Annotated in this window: 16 protein-coding genes and 1 pseudogene; 7 read left to right on the forward strand and 10 right to left on the reverse strand. The window is 72.0% G+C overall.

Annotation, left to right across the window (positions count from 1 at the left end; all coding sequences use genetic code 11):
• The first annotated feature begins 80 nt into the window (after window positions 1-80).
• Complete coding sequence (locus ASC99_RS23225; RefSeq protein WP_057235116.1) at window positions 81-1,565, forward strand: MFS transporter; 1,485 nt, start codon at window positions 81-83, stop codon at window positions 1,563-1,565.
• A 60-nt stretch (window positions 1,566-1,625) separates the two neighbouring features.
• Here ASC99_RS23225 and purB read toward each other — a convergent pair whose 3' ends face one another.
• The 5 genes and pseudogenes from purB to ASC99_RS23250 form a co-directional block, all read right to left on the reverse strand.
• Window positions 1,626-3,065 (reverse strand): adenylosuccinate lyase, encoded by a 1,440-nt coding sequence (gene purB, locus ASC99_RS23230; protein WP_200948387.1) that lies wholly within the window; start codon window positions 3,063-3,065, stop codon window positions 1,626-1,628.
• A gap of 51 nt (window positions 3,066-3,116) precedes the next feature.
• Window positions 3,117-5,270, reverse strand: a complete 2,154-nt coding sequence (locus ASC99_RS23235; protein WP_057235119.1) for a transglycosylase domain-containing protein — start codon at window positions 5,268-5,270, stop codon at window positions 3,117-3,119.
• Between the two features lie 109 nt (window positions 5,271-5,379).
• Window positions 5,380-5,808, reverse strand: a complete 429-nt coding sequence (locus ASC99_RS23240; RefSeq protein WP_057235197.1) for a MarR family winged helix-turn-helix transcriptional regulator — start codon at window positions 5,806-5,808, stop codon at window positions 5,380-5,382.
• A 72-nt stretch (window positions 5,809-5,880) separates the two neighbouring features.
• Entirely contained in the window at window positions 5,881-6,267 is a 387-nt protein-coding gene (locus ASC99_RS23245) for a DUF3037 domain-containing protein (RefSeq protein ID WP_057235120.1), read from the reverse strand.
• Window positions 6,267-6,893, reverse strand: a pseudogene (locus ASC99_RS23250) (HipA family kinase); the annotation flags it as partial. The pseudogene ASC99_RS23250 and the gene ASC99_RS23245, both read right to left, overlap by 1 nt.
• A gap of 119 nt (window positions 6,894-7,012) precedes the next feature.
• On the opposite strand from ASC99_RS23250, the gene ASC99_RS23255 reads away from it, so the two are divergent.
• Window positions 7,013-8,371 (forward strand): NAD(P)/FAD-dependent oxidoreductase, encoded by a 1,359-nt coding sequence (locus ASC99_RS23255; protein WP_057235123.1) that lies wholly within the window; start codon window positions 7,013-7,015, stop codon window positions 8,369-8,371.
• Between the two features lie 61 nt (window positions 8,372-8,432).
• On the opposite strand, the gene ASC99_RS23260 is transcribed toward ASC99_RS23255, so the two are convergent.
• Window positions 8,433-9,599 (reverse strand): GDSL-type esterase/lipase family protein, encoded by a 1,167-nt coding sequence (locus ASC99_RS23260; RefSeq protein ID WP_235583100.1) that lies wholly within the window; start codon window positions 9,597-9,599, stop codon window positions 8,433-8,435.
• A 212-nt stretch (window positions 9,600-9,811) separates the two neighbouring features.
• A complete protein-coding gene (locus ASC99_RS23265; protein ID WP_057235128.1) occupies window positions 9,812-11,149 on the reverse strand; it encodes an aminotransferase class I/II-fold pyridoxal phosphate-dependent enzyme in 1,338 nt (445 codons plus the stop codon).
• Between the two features lie 34 nt (window positions 11,150-11,183).
• Here ASC99_RS23265 and ASC99_RS23270 point away from each other — a divergent pair, with 34 nt between their 5' ends.
• From ASC99_RS23270 to ASC99_RS23290, 5 genes are all read left to right on the forward strand, one after another.
• Entirely contained in the window at window positions 11,184-11,840 is a 657-nt protein-coding gene (locus tag ASC99_RS23270) for a pyridoxamine 5'-phosphate oxidase family protein (RefSeq protein ID WP_057235130.1), read from the forward strand.
• A 10-nt stretch (window positions 11,841-11,850) separates the two neighbouring features.
• Window positions 11,851-12,483, forward strand: coding sequence for an FMN-binding negative transcriptional regulator (locus tag ASC99_RS23275; RefSeq protein ID WP_057235132.1), 633 nt, complete (start codon window positions 11,851-11,853; stop codon window positions 12,481-12,483).
• 222 nt (window positions 12,484-12,705) lie between these two features.
• Complete coding sequence (locus tag ASC99_RS23280) at window positions 12,706-14,040, forward strand: sugar porter family MFS transporter (RefSeq protein WP_369824217.1); 1,335 nt, start codon at window positions 12,706-12,708, stop codon at window positions 14,038-14,040.
• 81 nt (window positions 14,041-14,121) lie between these two features.
• A complete protein-coding gene (locus ASC99_RS23285; protein ID WP_057235136.1) occupies window positions 14,122-15,372 on the forward strand; it encodes an MFS transporter in 1,251 nt (416 codons plus the stop codon).
• A 70-nt stretch (window positions 15,373-15,442) separates the two neighbouring features.
• Window positions 15,443-15,961, forward strand: a complete 519-nt coding sequence (locus tag ASC99_RS23290) for an HAD domain-containing protein (RefSeq protein WP_057235138.1) — start codon at window positions 15,443-15,445, stop codon at window positions 15,959-15,961.
• A gap of 7 nt (window positions 15,962-15,968) precedes the next feature.
• On the opposite strand, the gene ASC99_RS23295 is transcribed toward ASC99_RS23290, so the two are convergent.
• The 3 genes from ASC99_RS23295 to ASC99_RS23305 form a co-directional block, all read right to left on the reverse strand.
• A complete protein-coding gene (locus ASC99_RS23295; RefSeq protein WP_235502576.1) occupies window positions 15,969-16,757 on the reverse strand; it encodes a CPBP family intramembrane glutamic endopeptidase in 789 nt (262 codons plus the stop codon).
• A 74-nt stretch (window positions 16,758-16,831) separates the two neighbouring features.
• Window positions 16,832-17,029: a hypothetical protein gene (locus ASC99_RS23300; RefSeq protein WP_157531694.1), complete on the reverse strand. Its 198-nt coding sequence runs from the start codon at window positions 17,027-17,029 to the stop codon at window positions 16,832-16,834.
• Complete coding sequence (locus ASC99_RS23305) at window positions 16,960-18,966, reverse strand: alkaline phosphatase family protein (protein WP_057235144.1); 2,007 nt, start codon at window positions 18,964-18,966, stop codon at window positions 16,960-16,962. Before ASC99_RS23305 ends, ASC99_RS23300 begins: the two co-directional genes overlap by 70 nt.
• Between the last annotated feature and the right edge of the window lie 33 nt (window positions 18,967-18,999).

Consider the following 18,999-nt stretch of genomic DNA (forward strand, 5'->3'; position numbering starts at 1 on the left):
TCTGAACACCGTCAGCGGCAGGGGCGGGAGCCTGCCACCGGGAACTGGCAGAAGCCCCGCCGACAGCGGAGGATCAGGGCGTGGACACCGAAACACCGGTCGAACTCAGGCTCGGCACCGCCCGTGGCCGCTGGGTGCTCGCGGCGACCGCACTCGGCTCGGGCATGGCGATGCTCGACGGCACGGTGGTGAACGTCGCGCTCCCGACCATCGGCGCCGACCTGGGCGCCACGATGGCCCAGCTGCAGTGGACGGTCAACGCCTACCTGCTCACCCTGGCCGGGCTGATCCTGCTCGGCGGCTCACTCGGCGACCGCTACGGCCGCCGCCGGGTCTTCCTGATCGGCGTCGGCTGGTTCGCGCTGGCCTCCGCACTCTGCGCCTTCACGCCGAACGTCGAGCTGCTGATCGCCGCGCGGGCTCTCCAGGGCGTCGGCGGCGCCCTCCTGACGCCCGGTTCGCTGGCCATGCTGCAGGCCTCGTTCCACCCGGACGACCGCTCCGGCGCGGTCGGCGTCTGGTCCGGACTCGGCGGCGTCGGCGCGGCCGCCGGCCCCTTCCTCGGCGGCTGGCTGGTCGAGGGCCCGGGCTGGCGCTGGGTCTTCCTGCTCAACCTGCCGCTGGCCGCCCTGGTCACCGCCGTGACGGTCCGTCATGTCCCGGAGAGCCGCGACGAGGCCGCCACCGGCCGGTTCGACGTGACCGGCGCCGTCCTCGCCGCCCTGTCGCTGGCCGGCATCACCTACGCGCTGACCGCCGGGCTGCACGGCCTGTCCCTGCTCTACGGCGCGGCCGGCCTGCTGCTGGGCGTGGCCTTCGTCCTGGTGGAGCGGCGCAGCGCCGAGCCGATGATGCCGCTCTCGCTCTTCTCGTCCCGGCTGTTCTCGGCCGTCAACCTGGTCACGCTCTGCGTGTACGCGGCGTTCAGCGGGATCTTCCTGCTGCTGATGGTGCAGCTGCAGACCGTCTCGGGCTTCGCCCCGCTGACCGCCGGCATCGCACTGCTGCCGATCACGCTGCTGATGCTCGCCTTCTCCGGCCGGGCGGGCCGGTTCGGGCACCGGGTCGGGCCCCGGATCCCGCTCTGCCTGGGCCCGTTGATCTGCGCGGCCGGTGTCCTGCTGCTGCTCCGGGTCGGCCCCGGGGCCTCGTACTGGACCGACGTGCTGCCCGCCGCCACCGTGCTCGGCTGCGGCATGACCCTGCTGGTCGCCCCGCTCACCGCCACCGTGCTGGCCGCCGTCGAGGTCCGGCACGCCGGTATCGCCAGCGGCGTCAACAACGCCGCCGCCCGCGCCGCGGGCCTGCTCGCCGTGGCCGCCCTCCCCGCCCTGGCCGGTCTCACCGGCGACGCCTACCTCGACCCGGTCCAGGTCGACCACGCCTTCCACACCTCGATGCTGGCCTGCGCCGGCCTGCTCGGCCTGGGGGCACTGGTCTCGCTGCTCACCATCCCGCGCACCGCCCTCGCCCCCGACCACCCCGTCGCCGAACCCACCTGCGAGTGGTACTGCGACGGCACCGCCCCGCCGATGGACCAGGCCCCGCCGGACCATGCCCCCTGACGGCAGTGCCGCGACCCGTCCGGAGACGGGCCGCGGCACGGTCGTGCTACTGACGCCGGATCAGAGAATGTCACCCGGGGTGTACTTCGCGGCGGCCGGGTGGGCGGCGGCCACGGCCTCGATGCGGCGGACGATCTCGGCGACCTGGGCACCGGCCGCGCCGGTGAAGGAGAGCCGGTCGGCGAGCAGCGCGTCCAGTCCGGCCCGGTCGAGCGGGATCCGCTCGTCGGCGGCCAGYCGGGCCAGCAGCTCGTTCTCCTTGGCACCCTCACGCATGGCCAGCGCGGAGCCGACCGCGTGCTCCTTGATCACCTCGTGCGCGACCTCCCGGCCGACACCGGCCCGCACCGCGCCCATCAGGACCTTGGTGGTGGCCAGGAACGGCAGGTAGCGGTCCAGCTCGGCCTCGATCACGGCCGGGAAGGCGCCGAACTCGTCGAGCACGGTCAGGAAGGTCTCCAGCAGACCGTCGAAGGCGAAGAACGCGTCCGGCAGCGCGACCCGGCGCACCACCGAGCAGGAGACGTCGCCCTCGTTCCACTGGTCGCCGCCCAGCTCGGCGGTCATCGAGGCGTAGCCGCGCAGGATCACGGCAAGGCCGTTCACCCGCTCACACGACCGGGTGTTCATCTTGTGCGGCATCGCCGAGGAGCCGACCTGACCGGCCTTGAAGCCCTCGGTCACCAGCTCGTGACCGGCCATCAGACGGATCGTCTTGGCCAGGCTGGACGGCGCGGCCGAGAGCTGCACCAGGGCGGTGGTGACCTCGAAGTCCAGCGAGCGCGGGTAGACCTGGCCGACGCTGGTGAAGACGTTCTCGAAGCCGAGGTGACCGGCCACCCGCTGCTCCAGCTCGGCCAGCTTGTCGGCGTCGCCGCCGAGCAGGTCCAGCATGTCCTGGGCGGTGCCGACCGGGCCCTTGATCCCGCGCAGCGGGTACCGGGCGATCAGCTCCTCCAGCCGGGCGAACGCGACCAGCAGCTCGTCGGCCACGGTCGCGAAGCGCTTGCCCAGCGTGGTGGCCTGGGCGGCGACGTTGTGCGAACGGCCGGCCATCACCAGGTCGCCGTACTGGGCGGAGAGCTTCCCGAGGCGGACCAGCACCGCGACCGTACGGTCCCGGACGTGCTCCAGGGACTGCCGGATCTGCAGCTGCTCGACGTTCTCGGTGAGGTCCCGGGAGGTCATGCCCTTGTGGATCTGCTCGTGACCGGCGAGCTCGCTGAACTCCTCGATCCGGGCCTTGACGTCGTGCCGGGTGACCCGCTCACGGGCGGCGATCGAGCCGAGGTCGACCTGGTCGATCACCCGCTCGTAGTCGGCCACCGCATCGGCCGGCACCTCGATGCCGAGGTCCTGCTGAGCCTTCAGGACGGCGAGCCACAGGTGGCGCTCGAGGACCACCTTGTGCTCGGGGGACCACAGCTGGGCCAGGGTCGCCGAAGCGTACCGGGAGGCCAGGACATTGGGGATCTGGGGCTTCGCGCTCACGCTGCGCAAGCCTAACAGTCGAGGTCAGCCCACCCCGACCCGGCTCGGCAGCTGACGCGGTCACGGCCTGGCGGTGCTGCTCGCCGAACCACTCGGCGACGCCCCCGGCGAGGCACCCGGGTCCTTCTTCGGCGCCGGGTCCGGGATGTGCACGGTCCTGAACTCCTGCTCGGGCACCCCCGTCAGCGCCCGGTTCATCGCCAGCTGCCAGATCGGTCCAGGACCGTTCGCACCGAACACCTCGTCGTAGTCGACGCCACCGATCGAGATGTCCCGCATCGACACCCCGCCGGTCGGGCCGCCGAGCCAGACCGAGGTGGCCAGGTTCGGTGTGTAGCCGGTGAACCAGGCGGCCTTCTTCTGGTCGGTGGTGCCGGTCTTGCCCGCGATCTGCCGGCCGCCGTCGAGGCCGAGGTTGTGGCCGGTGCCGACGCCGCCGTTCTCGGTGACGCCGAGCAGCACGGTGTTGAGGACGTCGGCGGTGGACTCCGACATCGCCGGGCCGCACTTCTGCTCCGGCACCGGCAGCGCCTTGCCCTCGACCGTGGTGACCGAGCTGATCGCCAGCGGCGCGCAGTACGTGCCGCGCGCGGCGAAGGTCGCGTAGGCGTTGGCCATGGTGAGCGGCGACAGCTCCTGGGTGCCCAGGCCCATGGCCGGCACCTCGGTCAGCGGCGCGCCGCTCGCCCTGGCGCCGATGCCCAGCTTGTTGGCCATCTGCTTGACCGCGCAGAGGCCGATCTCCTGCTCCATCTGCACGAAGTAGGTGTTGACGGAGCGTGCCATCGCCTCCTTCAACTCGTACGGGCCCTTCTCGCTCGCCGACTCGTTGGGGACGCTGCCCTCCTTCTTCCCCTTGTTGGCGTTCTTCCAGGTGCCTTCGCAGGTCCGCATGGTGGGCCAGTCCATCTGGTTCGGAGAGGAGTACGCCTGGGTCGGCGGCAGCCCGGCTTCCAGGGCGGCCGCCGCCACCACCGGCTTGAACGTCGAGCCGGGCTGGAAGCCGCCGCCGCCGCCCATCGCAGCGTCCACGTTCAGGTTGACCATGGTCTCGTTCTTCGACTTGTCGATGCCGAACGGGCGGGTCTGGGCCATCGCGAGGATCTTGCCGGTACCCGGTTCCACCATGGTGGCGGCCGCCGAGACCGTGTCGGTGACCTTGACCTTGCTGCTCACCGCGTGCTGGGCCGCAGCCTGCTTCTTCGGGTCCAGCGTGGTGCGGATGTTGAGGCCGCCGAGGTCCCAGAGCCGCTGGCGCTCGGCGGCGGAGCTGCCGAACGCCGGGTCCCGCAGGACCACTTGGCGCACGTAGTCGCAGAAGAAACCCGTCCCCGCCACGGCGGTGATGCACCCGTTGCGCGGTGCCTGGTACCGCAGGCCCAGCGGGGCGGCCTTGGCCTCGGCGGCCTGCGCCGCCGAGAGGTGCCCGTGCTCCAGCATCTTGTCGAGCACCACGTCGCGCCGCCTCTGAGCGGCCTGCGGATGGAGCTTGGGGTCGTACTGGGTGGGATTCTGCACCAGGCCGGCCAGCGTCGCCGCCTCGGGGACGGTCAACTCCTTGGCGCTCTTGCCGAAGTAGCGCTGGGCGGCGGCCTCGACGCCGTACGCCTGGTTGCCGTAGTAGGTGATGTTCAGGTAGTTGGTGAGGATCTGATCCTTCGTCAGCTCCTCTTCCAGCCTGATGGCGTACCTGAGTTCCTGGATCTTGCGGCCCAGTGTCTTGCGCTGGGCGTCCAGTACGGCCGCGGTGTCGTCACCGGCCTGCTCCACGTGGACGTTCTTCACGTACTGCTGGGTCAGGGTCGAGGCGCCCTGCACGGCGGCGCCGCTCCCGGCGTTCTTGCCGATCGCCCGCAGCACGCCCTTGGGGTCGACGGCGCCGTGCTCGTAGAAGCGGGCGTCCTCGATGTCCACCTGCGCCTGGCGGATCAGGGTGCCCATCTCCTCGATGGTCAGGATCCGGCGGTAGCGTCCGTACACCGTGGCGATCAGGCCGCCCTCGGCGTCGTAGATGTTGGTGGCCTGGTTCAGCGGCGGGGTCTTGAAGTCGTCCGGGACGTTCTCGAAGCTCTCCACGCCGTTCTTCACGGAGAGCCCGAGAGCGCCGGCCGTCGGCAGGGCGACCCCGGCCAGCAGCACGCCGGCCAGAGTGCTGAACCCGAGGAACTTCGCGCCGTTCTTTCCGGCGTGGATTATCGAACGCTTCGCTGGCATGGTCGAACACTATGTCCACGCACAGCGGCCGTACGGGTGATCCACACCGCGCTCTGTCACAACTCTGCCACCGCTGTCACAGATCTGTGACAGTCCGGCTGACCGACCGTCAGGCGGTGAGCAGTGGCAGGACCTGCCGGCACAGACCCTCCAGCGCGACCCGCTGCTCGGCCGAGAGCGAGCCGAACGCGCGGTGCGCCCTCGCCATGTCGTCCCGGACCCGGTCCAGCACCTGGCGGCCAGGGTCGGTGATGGTCACGATCTTCACCCGCCGGTCGCCCGGGGCGGCCTCGCGGTGGGCCAGGCCGAGGCCTTCGAGCCGGTCGACGATGCCGGTGACGTTCGAGGCGTCGCAGCCGAGCCGCCCGGCCAGCGCCCGCATCGGGACCGGCTCCTGGACGGCCTTGAGCGCCTTGGCCTGCGACGAGCTCAGCCCGTGCCGGGCGGCGGCGGCCGCGAAGTCCTGGAAGTAGGCGGCGCCGACTGCGGCGACGGCCTCCATCAGGTCGGCCGTGGAGGGAGGGGTGGTGGTGCCCATGTGGATCAGGGTACGCACAGGTGCTTCAGTTACTCCAGTTTCGACCTTGTCAAGGGTCGTCCGGCCACCCGGTCAGAGCACCAGCTGCTCGAACAGCCGGCGCAGCTCGGCCTCCGGGTCGGCGGTCAGCCCGGTGTGCACCGGCCCCGGCTGGACCACCGCGCTGCGCGGCGCGGTCAGCCAGCGGAACCGCTGCCCGGGGCTGTCCCCCGCCGCCGGACCGGCCTGGCTGCCCCCGGTGCAGACCGCCTCGATCCCGTACAGCGCGCGGCGCACCCCGGCCACGTCCGCCACCGGGTCCAGCGCCAGCAGCCTGGCCTGGTCCAGGTGCGTCCTGGCCGCCAGGTGGGCACTCTGCCGGCAGTACAGCAGCACCCCGATGTTGATGCACTCGCCGCGCTCGACCCGGGGCACCGCCCGGATCACCGCGTACTCGTAGTCGTGCAGCCCGCCGCTCACGCCGCCACCGCCTTCGCCAGCGCCGCACCGGCCAGCGGGGCGAGTGCCTCGTCCGCCGCCTTCAGGTCCGGCTCGGCGCGCAGCAGCGCGTGGTCGGCGGCGTCGTACGGCCTGCTCACCCAGTTCGCCGCGCCCGCCCAGTGGTGATGGAAGATCAGGCTGGCGCCGTGGTCGATCAGCCGCAGGCCGCCGGTGGCGACCAGCAGGTTGGGGTTGCGCCAGGAGCGGTCCACGTTGCCGATCAGCGCGTCGAACCAGAGCACCCGCCCGGCCAGTCCGGGGTCCACCTCGAAGCAGAGCGGGTCGAAGTTGAGCGCCCCGCTGACGAACGCCATCCCGAGGTTCACCCCACCGCTGGCCCGGATCTGCTCCTGGATCTGCACCTCGGGCTCGCTCCGCGCCAGCACCGGGTCCAGGTCCAGCCGGACCAGCTCCGGCACCGGCAGCCCGAGCCCGCGCCCCAGCTCCCCGGCCAGCACCTCGGCCACCAGCGCCTTCCGGCCCTGGGCCGCGCCCGACCACTTGAGCACGTACAGCCGATGGTCGTCGGCCTCGACCAGGCCCGGCATCGAGCCGCCTTCTCTGAGTGGCGTCACATACCGGACCGCCGTCACCTCGTGGAGCACCCCGCCACCCTAGCCCCAGCGGTCCGGTGGCAGACCGTCACACCCCGTGCGAGGGTGGCGAACAGTTGCCCCCCGTGTTCGAAGGACGGCTCGACCCCAGCACAGGTAAGGGATGGACGATGGCACGACCTCGAATCCTGATCGTCGGCGGCGGTTTCGCCGGTCTGGAGTGCGCGCGCCGACTGGAGCGCAAGCTCGCCCCCTCCGAGGCGGAGATCACCCTGGTCACGCCGTTCAACTACCAGCTCTACCTGCCGCTGCTGCCGCACGTCGCCGCCGGGGTGCTCACCCCGCAGTCGGTGGCGATCTCGCTGCGCCGCACGCTGCGCCGCACCCACATCCTGCCGGGCGGCGCGATCGGGGTGGACCCGCGCTCCAAGGTCTGCGTGGTCCGCAAGATCACCGACGAGGTGGTGGCGGAGAGGTACGACCAGCTGGTGCTCGCCCCCGGCAGCGTGACCCGGACCTTCGACATCCCCGGGCTGACCGACTACGCGCGCGGCATGAAGACGCTGGCCGAGGCGACCTACGTACGCGACCACGTGATCGCCCAACTCGACCTGGCCTCGGCCACGTTGGACCAGCACGAGCGGGAGTCCCGACTGCAGTTCGTGGTGGTCGGCGGCGGCTACGCGGGTACCGAGACGGCGGCCTGCCTCCAGCGCCTGACCACCGCCGCCAGCAAGCGCTACCCCCGGCTGGACCCCCGCCTGATCAAGTGGCACCTGATCGACATCGCGCCGAAGCTGATGCCCGAGCTGGGCGACAAGCTCGGCACCACCGCGCTCCAGGTGCTCCGGGCCCGCGGCGTGGAGGTCTCACTCGGTGTCTCGGTGGCCGAAGTCGGCGCCGAGACGGTCAAGTTCACCGACGGCCGGGTGCTGCCCAGCCGGACGCTGATCTGGACCGCCGGAGTGGCGGCCAGCCCGTTGATCGGCACCCTGGACGCGGAGACCGTCCGGGGCCGGGTCGCGGTGACGGCCGAGATGCGGATCCCGCAGTTCGAGGGCATCTACGCACTCGGCGACGCGGCGGCCGTACCGGACCTCGCCAAGGGCGACGGCGCGGTCTGCCCGCCGACCGCCCAGCACTCGGCCCGGCAGGGCAGGGCGGTGGCCGACAACGTGGTGGCCACGCTGCGCAACCAGCCGCTGGAGCCGTACTTCCACAAGGACCTCGGCCTGGTGGTGGACCTCGGCGGCAAGGACGCCGTCTCCAAGCCGCTCGGCATCGAACTCAAGGGCGTACCCGCCCAGTTGGTGGCCCGCGGCTACCACATGATGGCGATGCGGACCAACGCCGCGAAGTTCCGGGTCGGCGCCAACTGGCTGCTGAACGCCACCGCCGGCGACGACTTCGTCCGCACCGGCTTCCTGGCCCGGCAGCCCGCCCGGCTGCGCGACTTCGAGTACACCGACGCCTACCTCACCAGGGACCAGGTCCGCGAACACGCCCAGGCCCTACTGGCCAAGGGCTGAGCCCCCGCCCGAACACCGGCGCTCCCGTCCGACCAGGAGGGGAGCGCCGGTGCGTGTGTGCCTAACGAGCCGTCAGGTACATCCCGGTGGCGTCCTGGCCGGCCGTGTTGCGGCAGGACTGGTCGCCGGTGGGCTTGACCCAGAGCAGGGTGAGGCAGCGGCCGAGGGCGAGCTGGCCGTAGTAGTTCGGGTGCATGGACTCGCGGGTGTCGCCCTGCGAGGCGCTCAGGCCGGCGTCCACGAAGCGGGCCCACTCGCTGGTGGTGGCGCTCGGGGCGGTGGTCGAGGTGGCCTGCTTGGTGGCCTTGGAGCAGACCTCGCGGCCCGCCAGCATGTCGCGCAGGTCGAGGAACTGGACGCCCTTGGCCTTGGCCACCTTGGCCAGCTCGTCGGAGATCTGCGGGACCAGCGAACTCCGGGCCCAGTCGGCGTCACCGTTCCAGAACGGGCAGCCACCGGTGTCGGCACGGCTCCAGCCGCTCTCGGAGTAGCGCATGTCCGCGCCGCGCGGGATCGGCGAGGGGTAGGACTGCAGCACGATCCGGTACGAGGAGGAGGAGTAGCCCGCAGCCGTCATCACCGCGCGGATCTCGTCGACCGACTTGCCCACGCCCGCCATCGCGGCGGGCATCCGGGAGTCGACCGCCTCCTGCTGGTCGTCGTGGCAGTACGAGTACCAGATCAGATAGTCCTTGACGCAGGTCTCGATCACGTCGGCGAATCCCAGGTCGTTGCCGCCGATCGACAGTGTGATCAGCTTGACGTCGTTGGCGGCCGCGACGGCGGCGAGCTGGTCGGCCTGCGGCAGTTCGCCCTTGTAGGACTGGCCGCCGTTGCTCGCCCGGAAGACGTTCGCCGAGACGGCGCCCGAGCAGGCCAGGTTGATCTGGGTCTGGGCGATGCCGGTCGCGCTGCGCACCTCGGCCGAGTCCGAACGGTCGCACCCGTTCGCGTAACTGGTGCCGTAGGCACGGCTGGGGTCGTACTCGCTGCCGGTCCAGGCCCGGTCGGTACCGGCCCGGCTCCCCGAGGTGACGACGCTGTTGCCCTTCCAGCGCCCGGCCTCGCCCGAGATGTAGCTGTCCCCCAGCGTGACGCTGGCGGTCGGTCCGGTGGCGGCCTGGGCGGGGGTGGCGAGGGCCAGCAACGGTGCGGTCAGGACTGCTGCGGCCAGCATGGTGGCGGCTCTTCTGGTGACGCGGGTGACGCTTCGGCAGCTTTCGAGCACGGCGAAACTCCTGCGAACGGCCTCCCGATGAGTGGGGTGGGGAGGCGCGGGTGAGGGTAAGCCGCCGGCCGGTGGCGCGATGAATGTGACATGCCCACCGTTGTTACCGCTAGGTATCCGACCAGAGTTTCTTCCACGACTTATGTCGGGTGATGGCCCGACTACACCCGGTATGTCAGTTCGCCCGCGACAATCTCCCGCCGACCCAGCCCTCAGCCCAGCCGGGAGCCCGCCCGGGCCGGGAGCAGCACCGCCGCCAGGTCGGCCGCCAGCGCCGACGCCAGCTCGACCGGCAGCGCGGCCACCGTCAGCCGGACGGCGGGCGGCGACTGCAGCCGGAACCGGGCCCCGGGAGCAGCCACCCAGCCCCGCTGCGCCAGCCCGGCGATCACGCCGGACTCCTCGGGGACGGGCACCCAGACGTTCAGGCCGCTCGCGCCGTACGCCGTGATGCCGTGCCCGGCCAGCGCGGCCAGCACCGCCTCCCGCCGGGCCCGGTAGACCGCGGCCACCGAGTCGGCCGGGGCCGCGTCGGTGCGCCAGAGTTCGGCCACCGTGCGCTGGAGCAGCAGGCTGACCCAGCCGCTGTCCAGCCGCTGACGGCCCATCACCCGCCCGATGGTGGTCTCGTCCCCGGTCACCACGGCGACCCGCAGGTCGGGCCCGTATGCCTTGGCGGCCGAGCGGACCACCGCCCAGTGCGGGGTGTCGGCGGTGGCCAGCGCCTGGTAGGGCTGGTCCACGATGCCGTGCCCGTGGTCGTCCTCGATCACCAGCGTGCCAGGGTGCCGGGCCAGCACCTTGCGCAGCTCGGCCGCCCGGGCGGGGGTGACGGCGGCGCCGGTCGGGTTCTGCGCCCGGACGGTGATCACCACGGCCCGGGCGCCGCCGGTCAGCGCGGCGGCCAGTGCCTCGGGCAGCGGACCCTGGTCGTCGAGCCGGACGGGGGCCGGGCGCAGCCCGAGCGCGGGCAGCTGGTCCAGCAGGCTGCCCCAGCCCGGGTCCTCCACGGCCACCGAATCGCCGGGCCTCAGCGCAGAGTTGAGCAGCCGTCCGATGGTGTCCAGGGCGCCGGAGCAGACCGCGATCGCACCCTCGGGCACGCCGTCGGCCAGGAAGCCGGCCCGGGCCAGGGCGAGCAGCCCGGGGTCGGCGACCGGGTCCCCGTACAGCACCGGGTGCGCGTCACCGGCGGCGGCCGCGAGGGCCAGCGCGGGGGTGAGTGCGGGCAGCAGGGCCGGGTCGGGGTTGCCGTCGGCGAGGTTCCGGGCGCCGACCGGGACCGGGATCGGGATCTGGTCGCGCGGGCTGGTGACCGGCCGGGGCAACACCCGGCTGCCCTTGCGTCCGGCGGTCTCGATCACGCCCCGGTCGCGCAGCAGCCGGTAGGCGGCGGCCACCGTGTTGGGGTTGACGCCGAGCTCGACCGCCAGGTCGCGCAGCGGCGGCAGCGCCGCCCCGGGCTGCAACCTGCCCGAGCTGACGGCCTGTTCGATGTCGGCGGCGATCTCACTGGCACGCCGACCCTTGATCGGATATTCTCCTAGCACAAACACGAGTATGCACTAGTACATAGAGGTTGTCATGTCAGACACGGCTTCGTACACCCGGAACGAGCGAACCACCCCGACCCGCTATCGGGACCGGGCCACCTGGGAGCAGGACGCGATCCACGCCATCCTGGACGCGGCCTACATCTGCCACCTCGGCTTCGTCGCCGACGGCGCCCCGGTGGTGCTCCCCACCATCTTCGCCCGGGTCGGCGACCGCCTCTACGTGCACGGCTCCACCGGCAGCCGCCCGATGCGCGGCGCAGCGGACCAGGGCATGCCGGTCTGCGTCACCGTCACTCTGGTCGACGGCCTGGTGCTGACCAAGTCCGCCTTCAACCACTCCGTCAACTTCCGCTCGGTGGTGGCCCACGGCATCGCCCAGCAGGTCACCGACCCCGAGGAGCTGGCGGTGGCCCTGGACGCCCTGGTCGACCACAGCATCCCAGGCCGCTCGGGCGAGGTCCGCCGGCCGAACGCCAAGGAGCTGGCCAAGACCGCCGTGGTCCGGCTGGTGCTCGACGAGGTCTCCGCGAAGACCCGGGCGGACGGCGCGGACGACGACGAGGAGGACCTCGGCCTGCCGTACTGGGCCGGCGTGATCCCGGTCCGCACCGTGCACGGCACCCCCGAGCCGGACGTCTCCACCACCGTCACCCTGCCCGCCCACCTGCAGGACTTCCGGAGCTGAGGAGCTCGCTGTGCTGATCAGATCCTGGGACCGCGGCAGCGAGCAGGAGTGGCGCCACTGGCTCGCGGACGGCCGCGACTTCGGGCTGCTGGCCGCCAACGGCTCCGACGGCCGGGGGCCGGTCCTGGTGCCGACCCACTTCCTGCTGGCCGGCGACGAGATCGTGCTGCACCTCGGCGCCCCCAACCCGTTCTGGGCCGCGATCCGCGCCGACCCGAAGGTCACCCTGGCGGTCACCGACGACTACGCCTTCGCCGCCGGGGCCTGGCGCGCCGAGCCGTACGTGCCGACCAGCTACTACGCCTCGGTGCACTTCTCCTGCACCGCCGAGGCGGTCGAGGACGCGGCCGGCAAGGCCGACATCCTGAACCGCCAGCTCGCCCACTTCGAGCCCGACTGGCCGGGCAGCTCGCCGGTGACGCCGGGTCAGGAGCCGTACGGGAGCCTGCTGTCCGGCATCCGGGGGCTGCGGCTGACCATCGACCGGGTGGACGCCAAGTTCAAGTACGACGACAAGAAGCCGGTCGAGCAGCAGGCGGGCTTCGCCGACCGGCTGGCCGAGCGCGGCACCGGGCGGGACGCGGGGGCCAGGGCGCAGCTGCTGCGGCGCAACGCCCAGCGGGCGGGCTGCCCACTGGGCTGACCCAGCCCCAGCCGCCATCGCCGGATACGACATTTAGTCAGATCAACGACAGAACACGCTTTTTGCGCGGCCGGCTGGTGAAATAAGGGACATTCCCTGTCCAATCGGCCGCGCTGGTGGGCCGTCGAACCTCAGGAGCGCGTCGTGTCCACCGGCTCTCCGGTCCAGTCGGCCGATCAGGCCCACCTGGGCCACGTGGTCTTCATCTCGGCGGCCGCCGCCATGGGTGGCTTCCTGTTCGGCTACGACAGTGCCGTGATCAACGGTGCGGTGACGGGTATTCAGAACCACTTCGGCGTCGGCAACGGCGAGACCGCCTTCGTGGTGGCGATCGCACTGCTCGGCTCGGCGCTCGGCGCGGTGCTGGCCGGGCGGCTGGCCGACCACCTGGGCCGGGTCAGGACGATGCTGCTGGCCGCGACCCTGTTCGCGATCAGCGGCGTCGGCTCGATGTTCCCGCCCAGCATCGAGGTGCTGGGCTTCTGGCGGGTGATCGGCGGCATCGCGATCGGCATCGCCTCGGTGATCGCCCCGACCTACATCGCCGAGGTCGCCCCGACCGCCTACCGCGGCCGGCTGGCCTCCTTCCAGCAGCTCGCCATCGTGCTCGGCATCACCGTCTCCCAGCTCGCCAACTGGGCGCTGAACGAGGCGGCCGGCGGCTCCTCCAACGGCCACCTCGGCGGCATCCAGGCCTGGCAGTGGATGCTCGGCGTGGAGGCGATCCCGGCCCTGGTGTACGGCCTGATGGCACTGGCCATCCCCGAGTCGCCGCGCTTCCTGATCGCCGACCGCCAGGAGGAGCAGGCCCGCAAGGTGCTGCTCGAGGTCGAGGGCGAGGGTGTCGACCTGGACGCCCGGGTGGCCGAGATCCGCGCCGTGCTGGACACCTCGCACAAGCCCCGGCTGAAGGACCTGCTGGGCGGCCGCTTCGGCCTGCTGCCGATCGTCTGGATCGGCATCGGCGCCTCGGTCTTCCAGCAGTTCGTCGGCATCAACGTGATCTTCTACTACTCCTCCTTCCTCTGGCAGTCGGTCGGCATCGACGAGTCCAACTCGCTGCTGATCAGCCTCTCCACCTCGATCGTCAACGTGGTCGGCACCGTGATCGCGATCGCCCTGGTCGACCGGATCGGCCGCAAGCCGCTGGCGCTGGCCGGCTCGATCGGCATGGCCGCCGCGCTGGCCACCGCCGCCTGGGCGTTCTCCTACCGGCAGGGCACCGGCGACACCGCCACCCTGGACGACACCCACGCCACCGTCGCGCTGGTCGCCGCGCACGTCTTCGTGTTCTGCTTCGCCTTCTCCTGGGGCGTGGTGGTCTGGGTCCTGCTGGGCGAGATGTTCCCCAACAAGATCCGCGCGCTGGCCCTCTCGGTGGCGGCCTCGGCCCAGTGGATCGCCAACTGGGCGATCACCGTCAGCTTCCCGAGCCTCTCGGACTGGAACCTCTCCGCGACCTACGTCATCTACACGGCCTTCGCCCTGCTCTCCATCCCCTTCGTGGCGTACTGCATCAAGGAGACCAAAGGCCGGAGCCTCGAGGAGATGGGCTGACCGAACGTCATCAGGCCAGAGCGGCGGGCTCTGTCCTGATAATCGGATGACACCGTCCGCCGGTCCGGCGATAGTCGCCGGATGAACAGCACCCGCTTCCCCTGGGCCGGCCGGAACTACCGGGTCCAGACCGCCGCCACCGTGATCAGCGGCATCGGCACCTCGGGTGCGCCGATCGCCACCGCGTTCGCCGTGCTCGCGCTCGGCGGCACGGTCACCGAGGTCGGCTATGTGACGGCCGCCCGGATCGTCCCGATGGTGCTGCTGCTCCTGCTCGGCGGCGCGCTGGCCGACCGGCTCCCCCGACACCATGTGATGGTCGCCGCCAACCTGTTCAGCTCGCTCTCCCAGGCGGTGCTGGCCGTCCTGGTGCTGACCGGCGAGGCGGGCCTCTGGCACCTGCTGCTGCTCTCCGCGGCCGGCGGTGTCGGCTTCGCGTTCTACGCCCCGGCCGCCGAGGGCATGATCATGGAGTCGGTGGCCAAGGAGCACTCCGCCCGGGCCTTCGCGGTCTTCCGGATGGCGCTGAACGGTGCCCAGATCGGCGGCGCGGCCCTCGGCGGCGCGCTGGTCGCGGCGGTCGGCCCGGGCTGGGTGCTGGCCATCGACGCCGGCACCTTCCTGGGCGCCGCCGCCCTGCGGCTGCTGCTCGACCTGGACGCCCCGGTGCGTCAGGCCGACGGCGGCGGTCTGCTGGCCGATCTCCGGGAGGGCTGGCGGGAGTTCACCGGCCGCCGCTGGCTCTGGGTGGTGGTGCTCCAGTTCAGCGTGCTGATGGCGGCGCTCGGCGCGGTCGAGTCGGTGTACGGCCCGGTGGTCGCCAAGGAGCGGCTCGGCGGGGCGGACGCCTGGGGCCTGGCGCTGGCCGCCTTCGGCCTCGGGCTGCTGGCGGCCGGTCCGCTGATGGTCCGTTGGCAGCCGCAGCGGATCCTGCTGGTCGGCAACTACGGGGTCTTCCTGTTCGCCCTGCCCGCCGTCGCACTCGCCGCCGGGACCTCACTGCCGGTGCTCTCGGTCGCGATGTTCCTGAGCGGGGCCGGCATCACCGTCTTCGGCGTCAACTGGATGGTCGCGCTCCAGCAGGAGATACCGCCCGAGCTGTTCTCCCGGGTCGCCGCCTACGACCACTTCGGCTCGATCGGCCTGATGCCGCTCGGCACCGCCGCGGCGGGCCCGGTCGCCCTGCTCCTCGGCATGGAGGGCGCGCTCTGGACCTGCGCGGCGCTGATCGCCCTGCTCGCGCTGCTGGTGCTGGCCGAACCCCAGGTCCGCCGCCTCCGCCGGGCCGCCCCGGACGTCGTACCGGAACGGGAAACCGTCACTTCCGGGTGACACCAGGCAACCGTCCCCCCGATTCGTTCGTCCGACCATGTGACAACGGTGCCATCTTGGGGGGAGCCAAGTGCCAAAGCCGCTGCTGTTCCTGGACGTCGACGGAGTCCTCAATCCGGTCTGTCCGCACCCCGACGCGGGCTTCGACTCGCACACTCTGCTCGGCTACGCGGTGCTGCTCTCGGCCCGGCACGCCGTCTGGCTGCGCGAGCTGGCCGAGACGTACGAGCTCTGCTGGGCCACCACGTGGGAGGACCACGCCAACGTCCACATCGCCCCGGCGCTCGGCCTGCCCCGGCTGCCGGTGGTCCGGTTCTCCGGGTACGTGCCACAGCCGGACGACCCGAAGGTCCCGGTGCTCGACCTGATCGCCGCGCACAAGTGGGCCCCGCTGCTCCGGTACGCCGACGGCCGCCCGTTCGCCTGGGTGGACGACGTGATCCCGGGCAGCCTGCTGCGCCGCTCACTGCTGCGCCGGGACCGGTTGCTGCTGCCGGTCGACCCGGGGCAGGGCCTGCAGCGCCATCACGTCGACCGCCTGCTGCAACGGCCTCCCGTCATCGGACGGTTCGGGCAGAAGTGCGCCTGACCACCCGTCAGCCGGTCGGCAGCCAGCTCACGTGCCCCGCCAGCAGCGCGTACCCCACGAAGGCCACCGTGTCGATCAGGGCGTGCGCCACCACCAGCGGCATCACCCGGCCCCAGCGGCGGTAGAGCAGGCAGAACACCACGCCCATCACCATGTTGCCGATCAGCCCGCCGATGCCCTGGTAGAGGTGGTACGAGCCGCGCAGCACCGAGCTGGTGACCACGATCGCGGGCCAGCTCCAGCCGAGCTGCCCGAGCCGCCGGAGCAGGAAGCCGAGCACGATCACCTCTTCGGCGATCGAGTTCTCCCAGGCCGAGCAGATCAGCACCGGCACCCGCCACCAGACGTCCGGCAGGCCGGACGGGGCGACGGTCAGGTTGACCCCGGCCGCCTGCGAGGCCAGGTAGAACAGCAGGCCGGTGCCGCCGATCGCGGCCGCCACCGCCGTGCCCCGGCCCAGGTCGCGCCACTTCTGCCGGAGGTCGAAGCCGAGCACCCGCAGCGAGACGCCCTCGCGCACCAGCAGGTAGCCGACCAGGGCGACCGGCATCAGGCCGCGCAGGATGTAGTACAACTGCCAGGCCAGGTCCAGCCACGGGCGGCCGGGCGCGCGCGAGCCGTTCAGGGTGGCCACCTGCTTGGCCAGCTGCGCGGGCTCGGTGACCGATCCCAGGAAGCTGATCAGCGCGCCGAAACCGCTCATCCCGAACGACAGCCCGAGCACCACCAGCAGCTCGATCCCGAGCAGCTTCCGCGAGATCCCGGCAGTCCCGGGCGGGGTCGATACGGTGGTCACCTGGTCTCCCACAACGATGATCGGCCCGGCGATGCGCCGGGCCGATCATCCTCGCACACGGGCCTGAGAGCCGGTCAGCCCTTGATCGGCGAGCTGTCCAGGCGGACGTGGTCGACCGCCCAGAACCAGTTGTTGCCCGCGTCGTACATCCGGAACTTCAGCGTCACCGAGGACGCGCCCGCCGGGACGGCGAACTGCCGGGTCACGAAGGAGTTCTGGACGTCCTTGCCCGCGTTGTCGTTGCCCGTCGCGTCGGAGCTGTAGAACACCACCCGGGTCTCCTGGCCGGTGTCGAAGACGGCCGTGACGGCGGCCTTCTGCGGAGCCTCCTGCCGGTAGTGCGAGTCGAAGCCCAAGTGCAGCGTGCCCACCCCGGCCGGGATCGCCACCGCCGGGGAGACCAGGGTGGAGTCGAAGCGGCCCTTGCCGGACGGCGCGCCGGTGTCGTCCCAGTCGTCCGGGTCGGCCACGGCCAGGATGCCCAGGCCCCGGGTGAAGGCGCCCCGGTCCTGCCCGGCCGGTACGGACCAGGCCCGCTTGGTGTGGAAGGTCCAGCCCTGCAGCCGGGCGGTGCCCTGCGGCATGCCCGCCGCGTTGACCACCGACCAGCCCTGCGGGGCCTGCCCGGTCCAGCCGGAGACGGTGCCGACACCAGGATGCGGTGGGCGGCACCGTCCGGCAGCACGGCGGGCGGCTGCAGCTCCCACTCGGCGGTCGCGGTGGCCCCCTCGGCCAGACCGGCCGGCGGCGCGGTGACCACCGTGGCGGTCCAGCCCGGCGGCAGCACCGGCTGGGCCTCGATGCCCGCCAGCGCGGCGGCGGCGGTGAACCGCGCGGTCACCCGGGCGGTCTTGCCCGGGATCAGGATCGCCTCGTCGATGGTGGTCGAGGCCGCGCCGAGCGCCACGTCCAGGGTGAGCGCGTCGGCCAGGCCCATCGCGGGGTCGGTCACGCCCTGTTCCTGCCCGGGCATCCGCCCGGCGTAGCGCCGACGGAACGTCAGGTCGTCCTGCACCGAGACCGCCAGGTCGTACCAGCCCTCGCGGCCGACCGGGACCCGGACCGGCCGGGAGTCCTGGCCGGTGATCCGAACCTCCTGTACCCCGCCGCCGTACGCCAGGTCGCCGACCAGGAAGACCTGCGGGCTCTTCGAACGGTTGATCAGCTGGAACTCCAGCACCCGCTCGGCCCCGGACTCCGCCTCCAGCTCCACCTCGTACGCCCCGGCGGCGTCGCCGCGCAGGTGCCAGAGCGCGCCGTTCGGGCCGTGCACCCGCAGGTCGTACCCCTCAGGCCCGATCTGCCAACTGTCGGCGAGCTTCTGCTTCGCCCCCACCGTGTAGTGCCGGGGCGGTGTGCCGGGCGCGGGGTAGGCGGCGAACACCGCACCCTGCTTGCCGTGGTTGGCCAGGTCCAGGGTCAACTGGCCCTTGTGCACCTTGGGCCTGAGCTGGAGCGCGTACGGGGTCGGCCGGGCGGTCCTGGTGCCGGTCTGCTGCTTCGGCAGGGTCTGCGGGCTGGGCACCTTCGGGGCGGGTAGCTTGCCGGTGTCGGTGACCTTCTGCCGGTTGCCGCTGGTGTCGGGCAGCTGCGGCCAGACCGGGTCGCGGCCGGAGAAGTCGAAGACCGACGTCAGGTCACCGGTGACGGCCCGCCGCCAGGGGCTGATGTTCGGCTCGGCGACGCCGAAGCGCTGCTCCAGGAAGCGGATCACCGAGGTGTGGTCGTAGACGGTGGAGTCCACCACGCCGCCCCGGGTCCACGGCGAGACGACCACCATCGGCACCCGCACGCCCAGGCCCATCGGGTACGGGCCCGAGACCACGGTCTCGCCTGCGGGCAGGATGTCGGACCAGGTGAGCGAGCCGTCGGCGGCCTTCACCCGGTACCGGCCGTCCTGGCCGACCACCCGGTGGTAGCTGGAGCTGCCCCTGCTGACCCGGACCACCACCTCGCCGTCCACCGGCACGGTGGACTTGCCGCGCCCGGCGGCCAGCGGCGGCACCGGGGGCAGCAGGTGGTCGATGAAGCCGCCGTGCTCGTCGTAGTTGAGGATGAAGACGGTCTTGCCCCACACCTCGGGCTTGGCGGCCAGCGCGGAGAGCAGCCGGGCGGTCAGGTGCTCGCCGTTCGGGAGCGCGTGGTCAGACGTCCATCTCCAGGGTGCGGACGCGTGCCACCGAACGGAGAGTGGAGAGATGGCGCGCAAGGCACCCGGTCAGGTCCGTTACCTAGATCTTCT

This window comes from Kitasatospora sp. Root107 (genome assembly GCF_001424875.1).
Classification (GTDB): domain Bacteria; phylum Actinomycetota; class Actinomycetes; order Streptomycetales; family Streptomycetaceae; genus Kitasatospora.

Excerpts from the sequence above, each read along its gene's own strand:
- ASC99_RS23235 (WP_057235119.1), bottom strand. The coding sequence starts at position 5,270 with ATGCCAGCGAAGCGTTCGATAATCCACGCCGGAAAGAACGGCGCGAAG.
- ASC99_RS23240 (WP_057235197.1), bottom strand. The coding sequence starts at position 5,808 with ATGGGCACCACCACCCCTCCCTCCACGGCCGACCTGATGGAGGCCGTC.
- ASC99_RS23255 (WP_057235123.1), top strand. The coding sequence starts at position 7,013 with ATGGCACGACCTCGAATCCTGATCGTCGGCGGCGGTTTCGCCGGTCTG.
- ASC99_RS23270 (WP_057235130.1), top strand. The coding sequence starts at position 11,184 with ATGTCAGACACGGCTTCGTACACCCGGAACGAGCGAACCACCCCGACC.
- ASC99_RS23280 (WP_369824217.1), top strand. The coding sequence starts at position 12,706 with ATGGGTGGCTTCCTGTTCGGCTACGACAGTGCCGTGATCAACGGTGCG.
- ASC99_RS23285 (WP_057235136.1), top strand. The coding sequence starts at position 14,122 with ATGAACAGCACCCGCTTCCCCTGGGCCGGCCGGAACTACCGGGTCCAG.